The following is a 6452-nucleotide window of genomic DNA, read 5'->3' as shown; positions in this document are numbered from 1 at the left end:
GTGCCGCCCGCGCCGAGCACGGTCACCGTCGCCCCGCGCGCCACGCCGGCGCCGGTGAGCACGTCGACCATGCCGGCCACGTCGGTGTTGTCGGCGTACCAGGTGCCGTCCGGGCGGCGTACCAGCGTGTTGGCGGCGCCGACCGCGGCGGCGACCGGCGAGACCCCGTCGGCCACCGCGAGCGCCGCCTCCTTACCCGGCATGGTCACCGACAGCCCGGCCCACTCCGGGCCGAGGCCGGCGACCAGGCCGGCCAGCTCATCGGCCGCGCACTCGAACCGGGTGTACGACCACCCGGTCAGCCCGGCGGCCGCGTACCCGGCCTCGTGGATCACCGGGGAGAGCGAGTGGGCGATCGGCTTGCCGACGACGGCGGCCCTCACCCGCAGTTCGTCCCGCTCAGGACGCCGTTGTCGCACATCTGCTTCTGCAGCTTCCGGAAGTCCGCGTCGTTGGAGCCGTAGCCCATCGTGCCCTTCTTGTCCACGGTCATGAAGAAGATCCAGTCCCCGGTCGGCGGGTCCAGCGCGCCCTTGAGCGCCCCCTCGCCGGGGTTGCTGATCGGGGTGATCGGCAGGCCCGCGACGTCGTGCGTGTTGTACGGGTTCTTCAGGTTGTGGATCTCGCTCTGCAGCAGGTCGTCGGAGTCCTTCGGCTCCTTGCCCTGCAGGCGCAGCCAGTAATTAATACCGCTGTCGATGCCCAGACAATTGCAAGGGATCTTGCCGGCGTACACCCGGTTGTAGACCACCCGGGAGACCTTCGGGAAGTCCTTCGGGTCGACCGACTCGGCCTGGGCGATGGAGGCGGTGATCAGCGCCTCGTACGGGGAGATCTTCCGCTCCTTCTGCACCCGGTTGACGAAGTCGATCTGCTGGGCGACGCGAAGGAACTCGTCCACCATCATCTTCAGGATCTGCTCGGCGGTCGCCTTCGGCGGGATCTCGTAGGTGGAGGGGTAGAGGAAGCCCTCGATGCTCTTCTGGCTCTTCTTGCCGTCCTGGCGGTTGAACCAGTACGCCGGCACGCCCAGCTTGACCGGATCCTTCGCGGCGGCCTTGAACTCGGCGACCGGGATCTTGGTCTGCTTGGCGAGGATGTCGTAGATCGCCAGGGTGATCGTGCCCTCGGGGATGGTCACCCCGTTGACCACCCGGTTCTTCGGGTCGAGCAGCATGATCACCGCGTCCGCGGCCTTCATCTGCTTGCGGACCTTGTACCGGCCGACCTGGATGTTCTTGCTGCGCGAGTTCGCGTCCGCGGCCTCGATGAACGCCTTGGTGCTCTTCACCACGCCCGCGTCGTACAGGGTGTTGCCGATGTCGGTGAGGGTGTCGCCAGCCTTGACCTCCACCAGCGCCTGACCGGTGCCGGGGCCGTCGTAGTCGGGGGTGATGAAGTGGTTGCGGATCCGATCGAACCCGATGTACGCGCCACCGCCGATGCCGCCCAGCAGGACGAGCGCCATGAAGAGGGCGAAGATGGTCTTCCCCCGGCCGCCCGACTTGCCCTTGCGCTTACGCACCGCGCCGCGCCGATGGCGGCCCTTGTCCCCCCTCTCCGCCTCGTCGAACACCAGATCAAGATCGTCGATCATCGCGTCGGCCTCCGCTGCGCATCCAGCCAGCTCTGCAGAATCTCCACCGCGGCGGCCTGGTCGACCACCGCCCGTTGCCGCTTTCCCCGGACGCCCCGTTCGGCCAGCCTACGACTCGCCACCACGGTCGACATCCTCTCGTCCGTCAGCGTCACCGGTATCGGCGCTATTACATGGGCCAAGCGGGCAGCGTACGCCGATACGTTCGCCGCCGCAGGGCCGTGCTTTCCGGCGAGGTTGACCGGAAGGCCGACCACGACCTCGACCGCCTGGTGCTCGGCGATCAGCCGGACCAGCTCGGCCATGTCCGCCGGCACGGCGTCCGGGGCCGCGGTCAGATCGCGCGCCAGGGTGACCAGCGGCGTGGCCAGGACGGCGTGCGGATCGGACCGGGCGACACCAACCCGGACCTGCCCGACATCCACCCCGAGCCGCACCCCGCGGGACAGTTCAGCCATCTACCGGACACTCCCCCGCCAGGACGGGCCAGGGCGGACCGGCTCGGTCCGCCCTGGCTGCGTTCGGTGCGTTCATCACGCCTCGGCGATCGCCTTCTCCACCGTGAGCAGCAGGTTCGGCGCCTCGGCCGCCGGCAGGCCACCGCCCTGGGCGAGGTCGTCGCTGCCGCCGCCCCGACCGGAGAAGGCCGCCTTGACCAGGTCCTTCGCGGTCAGGCCGCGACCGCGGGCAGCCGGGTTCACGGCCACCACCAGGGACGCCTTGCCGCCCGACCGGGCCGCCACGGCGACCACCGCCGGACGGGCCGGGTCGATCCGGCCGCGGATCTCCTGGGCCAGGGTCCGGACGTCGTTGCCGGCCGCACCCTCGGGCGCCTCGGTGCCGACGTACGCCACCCCGCGCACGTCCTTCGCCTGCGCCGCGAGCGCCGCCGCGCCGCCGAGCACCAGCTGGGCGCGGAGCTTCTCCAGCTCCTTCTCGGCGTCCCGGAGCTGGGTGACGGTCTGCTCCACCCGGTCGGCCACCTGGTCGCCGGGTACCCGGAACAGCTCGGCGAGCCGGGAGACCAGCAGGTGTTCCCGGGCCAGGAAGCCGAAGGCGTCCATGCCGACCAGCGCCTCGATCCGGCGGACACCGGAGCCGACCGACGCCTCGGAGAGGATCTTCACCAGGCCGAGCTGGGCCGACCGGGCCACGTGGGTGCCACCGCACAGCTCCCGGGCGTAGTCGCCGACCTCGACGACCCGGACCCGCTCGCCGTACTTCTCGCCGAAGAGCGCCATCGCGCCGATCCGGCGCGCCTCCTCCTGGGTGGTGATGAAGGCGTGCACCTCCAGGTCCGCCAGGAGCACCTCGTTGACCTGCTGCTCCACGTCGTGCAGCACGCTCGGCGCCACCCCGGTCGGGGTGTTGAAGTCGAACCGCAGCCGGCCCGGCGCGTTCAGCGAACCCGCCTGGGTCGCGGACTCACCGAGGAAGTTGCGCATGGTCTGGTGCACCAGGTGCGTCGCGGTGTGCGAGCGGGAGATCGCCCGCCGGCGGGACACGTCGATCTCGGCGTACCCGGTCTCCCCGGCGCGCACCTCGCCCCGGACCACCTTCGCCCGGTGCACGATCAAACCCGGCACCGGCTGCTGCACGTCGAAGACCTCGAGCTGGCCGCCGCCGACCGTGATCAGGCCCTGGTCGGGCTGCTGGCCACCGCCCTCGGCGTAGAACGGGGTGGTGTCGAGCACCAGCTCGACGGTGTCCCCCTCGACCGCCGCGCCGACCTCGGCGCCGCCGGCGAGCAGCGCCCGTACCCGGGACTCCCGGTTCAGCTCGGTGTAGCCGGTGAACTCCACCGGCCCGCCGCCGTCGAGCACCGACCGGTACGCCGACACGTCGGTGTGCCCGGTCTTGCGCGCCTGCGCGTCCGCCTTCGCCCGGCTCCGCTGGTCGGCCATCAGCCGGCGGAAGCCCTCCGCGTCGACCTGGAGACCCTGCTCGGCCGCGATCTCCAGGGTGAGGTCGATCGGGAAGCCGTACGTGTCGTGCAGCTGGAACGCCTTGTCGCCGGAGATCGCCGCCTGGCCCGACGACTTGGTTTCCGCGATCGCGGTGTCCAGGATCGTGGTACCCGCCCGCAGCGTGGCGAGGAACGCGTCCTCCTCCGCGTACGCGTACTGGGAGATCCGGCCGAACTCCGCGGCCAGCTCCGGGTACGACGGGGACATGCAGTCCCGGGCGACCGGCAGCAGCTCGGGCAGCGCCCGGTCCTGGTAGCCGAGGAGGCGGACCGCCCGGATCGCCCGGCGCATGATCCGGCGCAGGACGTAGCCGCGGCCCTCGTTGGACGGGGTCACCCCGTCACCGATCAGCATCAGCGCGGTGCGCACGTGGTCGGCGATCACCCGCAGCCGGATGTCGTCCGGGTGCGACTCGCTGGCCACGTGGCCCGAGCGCGCGCCGTACCGCTTGCCGGTCAGCTCGGCGGCCCTGTCGAGGATCGGCCGGACCTCGTCGATCTCGTAGAGGTTGTCGACGCCCTGCATGATGGACGCGATCCGCTCCAGGCCCATGCCGGTGTCGATGTTCTTCGCCGGCAGCTCACCGAGGATCGGGTAGTCCTCCTTGCCGGTGCCCGGACCCCGCTCGAACTGCATGAAGACGAGGTTCCAGAACTCCATGTAGCGGTCCTCGTCGACCGCCGGGCCGCCCTCGCGGCCGTACTCGGGGCCGCGGTCGTAGAACAGCTCCGAGCACGGGCCGCACGGGCCGGGAATGCCCATGGACCAGAAGTTGTCCGCCTTGCCCCGGCGGACGATCCGCTCGGCGGGCACGCCCACCGAGCGCCAGATCTGGAACGCCTCGTCGTCGTCGAGGTAGACGGTCGGCCAGATCCGCTCCGGGTCCAGCCCGAAGCCGCCCTGATCGACCGGCTTGGTGACCAGGTCCCAGGCGAGCGGGATCGCCCCGTCCTTGAAGTAGTCACCGAAGGAGAAGTTGCCGTTCATCTGGAAGAACGTGCCGTGCCGGCTGGTCTTGCCGACCTCGTCGATGTCCGGCGTCCGGATGCACTTCTGCACGCTGACCGCGCGCCGGTACGGCGGGGTCTGCTGGCCCAGGAAGTACGGCACGAACTGCACCATGCCGGCGTTGACGAACAGCAGGTTCGGGTCGCTGATGGCGGGCAGCGGAGCGGACGGCACCACGGCATGGCCGTTCGCCTCGAAGTGCGCGAGGTACCGCCGCTTGATCTCCGCCGTCTTCATCGCTGGTGCTCCTCCGGGAAAATCTCTCGGTCGCCGATGCGGGGGTCCTCCCGCAGGTCGGCGAACTGGTCGTCGAACGCCTCGCCGCGGGCGAACGCCTCGTGGATCTCCTGCTCGCGTTCGGCCATCCCGATCCGGACGTCCTCCACGAAGCTACGCACCGACTCGACGAGGCCGCCAGCGGATTGCGACAGGCCGCTGGCGATGCCGGCCGGCGTGTACGCCTGCGCGGTGCGGGTCGCCTTGCGGACCACCAGCACGCCCACGCCCAGCCCGATACCCAGCCAGAACAACCGCCTCATGTCAGATCCTCCCGCTCGGCCGGATCACCGGTTGGCGCGCCTGTCGGCGCGACGCCGCTGCTTGATGATGTCGGCGGCCTCCCGCTCGTCCTCGGCGTGCCGACGGGCCGCCGCCGCCTTGCGCACGCCGTAACCGAACGCGGCCACCTTCACCAGCGGGTTGGCGGCGGCGGCGGAGATCACCGCGGCCAGGTTGGCGACGTTGGCGGTGACGTTCTGCGCGTGGGTGGTCATGGTGTCCACCTTGGCGAGCTGGAGGTTGACCCCGTCCAGCGAGGTCTGCACCTGCTCCAGGGCGGTGTTGACGTTCTTCACCGTGGTGTTCACGTCGCCGAGCAGCGGGGTGGTCCGGTCGTTCAGCTCATGGATCATGCGGGTCGTCGCGTCCACGGTGTGGCGCAGCCGCAGGATCGGCACCGCCAGCACGAGCACCAGCATCAGGAACGCGCCGGCCGCGATCAGCGCAGCGATCTCTCCACCATCCACGCGCATGTCCTCCTCAAGCAGGCGTTCCGGGACCCGACGCCCCGGAACGCGCGACCGTCCTACCCACACCGCACACGCCGACCACCGGTCAGCGGGCGCAGGCGGGCCCGCCAGCCCCAGACCCTACCGTCCGTGATGGAAACCGGCTCACGACGGTGACCGTGTCAGCTCGCCGAGAGGATCGTCGGTGAGCGTCGGGAACGGATCCTCACCGGTGAGTGACGGATCAGTGCTCGGCTGTGGTCCGGTCCGCTCGTCGTCGATCGCGTTGCGAACCTTCACCGACACCAACGAGCCGGTGCACTTTCCCGCTGCGGGCGAGGGCGGCGCAGACGGCGCCGGTTCCCCGTTCACCGGCGGCGGCACGCAGGTGGGGTCGCGTACCCAGAGGTCGAGGGTGAGCTCGTCCCGCCGCCAGCAGGTGTAGGTGCCCTTGACCTTCTGCTCCGGGCAGCGGCCGACCTTCCAGCGCTGCCAGCCGTCCCTGGCCAGGGCCGCCTCGTAGACCAGGGCGGTCTCCTTCCAGGCCTTCTGCGACTCGACGGTCCGCTCCCGCAGCCGGCAGTCCTCCAGGCACCAGCGACTGCCGCTGACGTTGTCCACGGTCTTCGCCGCCGCCCAGCCCGGCACGTTCAGCTCGTCGAGGGTGTCGAAGACCGGGTCGCGGGCGAGCGTCCGGATCCCGAAGTAGAGCGGCACCGCGCCGAGCAGCACCAGGCTGACCAGGACGAGGATGCCCAGCCGCAGCCGCCGCCGCTCACGCATCTGCCGGCGCAGCTCGGATCGGGCGCCCCGCAGGCCGCCGGGCGCGGTGGGATCGCCGTCCACCGGCTCCGCCTCGGCCCGGCGCAGCTG

At 70.8% G+C, this 6452-nt stretch carries 6 protein-coding genes and 1 pseudogene; all 7 read right to left on the bottom strand.

Features of this window, described 5'->3' with window-relative positions; genetic code table 11:
* Positions 1-383: pseudogene (locus DKL51_RS03760) on the bottom strand (shikimate dehydrogenase); the annotation flags it as partial.
* Positions 380-1597 carry an endolytic transglycosylase MltG gene (gene mltG, locus DKL51_RS03755; RefSeq protein ID WP_109946778.1) on the bottom strand — a complete coding sequence of 406 codons (1218 nt, stop codon included), beginning with the start codon at positions 1595-1597 and terminating at the stop codon, positions 380-382. The pseudogene DKL51_RS03760 and the gene mltG, both read right to left, overlap by 4 nt.
* Positions 1594-2055 carry a Holliday junction resolvase RuvX gene (gene ruvX, locus DKL51_RS03750; RefSeq protein ID WP_109946779.1) on the bottom strand — a complete coding sequence of 154 codons (462 nt, stop codon included), beginning with the start codon at positions 2053-2055 and terminating at the stop codon, positions 1594-1596. Before ruvX ends, mltG begins: the two co-directional genes overlap by 4 nt.
* A 75-nt stretch (positions 2056-2130) precedes the next feature.
* Entirely contained in the window at positions 2131-4809 is a 2679-nt protein-coding gene (gene alaS / locus DKL51_RS03745) for an alanine--tRNA ligase (protein WP_109946780.1), read from the bottom strand.
* Positions 4806-5111: a DUF6167 family protein gene (locus DKL51_RS03740; RefSeq protein WP_109946781.1), complete on the bottom strand. Its 306-nt coding sequence runs from the start codon at positions 5109-5111 to the stop codon at positions 4806-4808. The genes alaS and DKL51_RS03740 overlap by 4 nt, the downstream gene beginning before the upstream one ends.
* Before the next feature lie 24 nt (positions 5112-5135).
* Positions 5136-5597 (bottom strand): DUF948 domain-containing protein, encoded by a 462-nt coding sequence (locus tag DKL51_RS03735; RefSeq protein WP_109946782.1) that lies wholly within the window; start codon positions 5595-5597, stop codon positions 5136-5138.
* Positions 5598-5744: 147 nt separating this feature from the next.
* Positions 5745-6362, bottom strand: coding sequence for a hypothetical protein (locus tag DKL51_RS03730; RefSeq protein ID WP_109946783.1), 618 nt, complete (start codon positions 6360-6362; stop codon positions 5745-5747).
* Between the last annotated feature and the right edge of the window lie 90 nt (positions 6363-6452).

The organism is Micromonospora globispora (assembly GCF_003857015.1).
Classification (GTDB): domain Bacteria; phylum Actinomycetota; class Actinomycetes; order Mycobacteriales; family Micromonosporaceae; genus Micromonospora; species Micromonospora globispora.
This window is presented reverse-complemented; position numbering and strand designations above follow the sequence as displayed.

Coding starts and splice junctions, on each gene's coding strand:
- DKL51_RS03740 (WP_109946781.1), bottom strand. CDS start 5,111: ATGAGGCGGTTGTTCTGGCTGGGTATCGGGCTGGGCGTGGGCGTGCTG.
- ruvX (WP_109946779.1), bottom strand. CDS start 2,055: ATGGCTGAACTGTCCCGCGGGGTGCGGCTCGGGGTGGATGTCGGGCAG.
- mltG (WP_109946778.1), bottom strand. CDS start 1,597: ATGATCGACGATCTTGATCTGGTGTTCGACGAGGCGGAGAGGGGGGAC.
- DKL51_RS03730 (WP_109946783.1), bottom strand. CDS start 6,362: ATGCGTGAGCGGCGGCGGCTGCGGCTGGGCATCCTCGTCCTGGTCAGC.
- alaS (WP_109946780.1), bottom strand. CDS start 4,809: ATGAAGACGGCGGAGATCAAGCGGCGGTACCTCGCGCACTTCGAGGCG.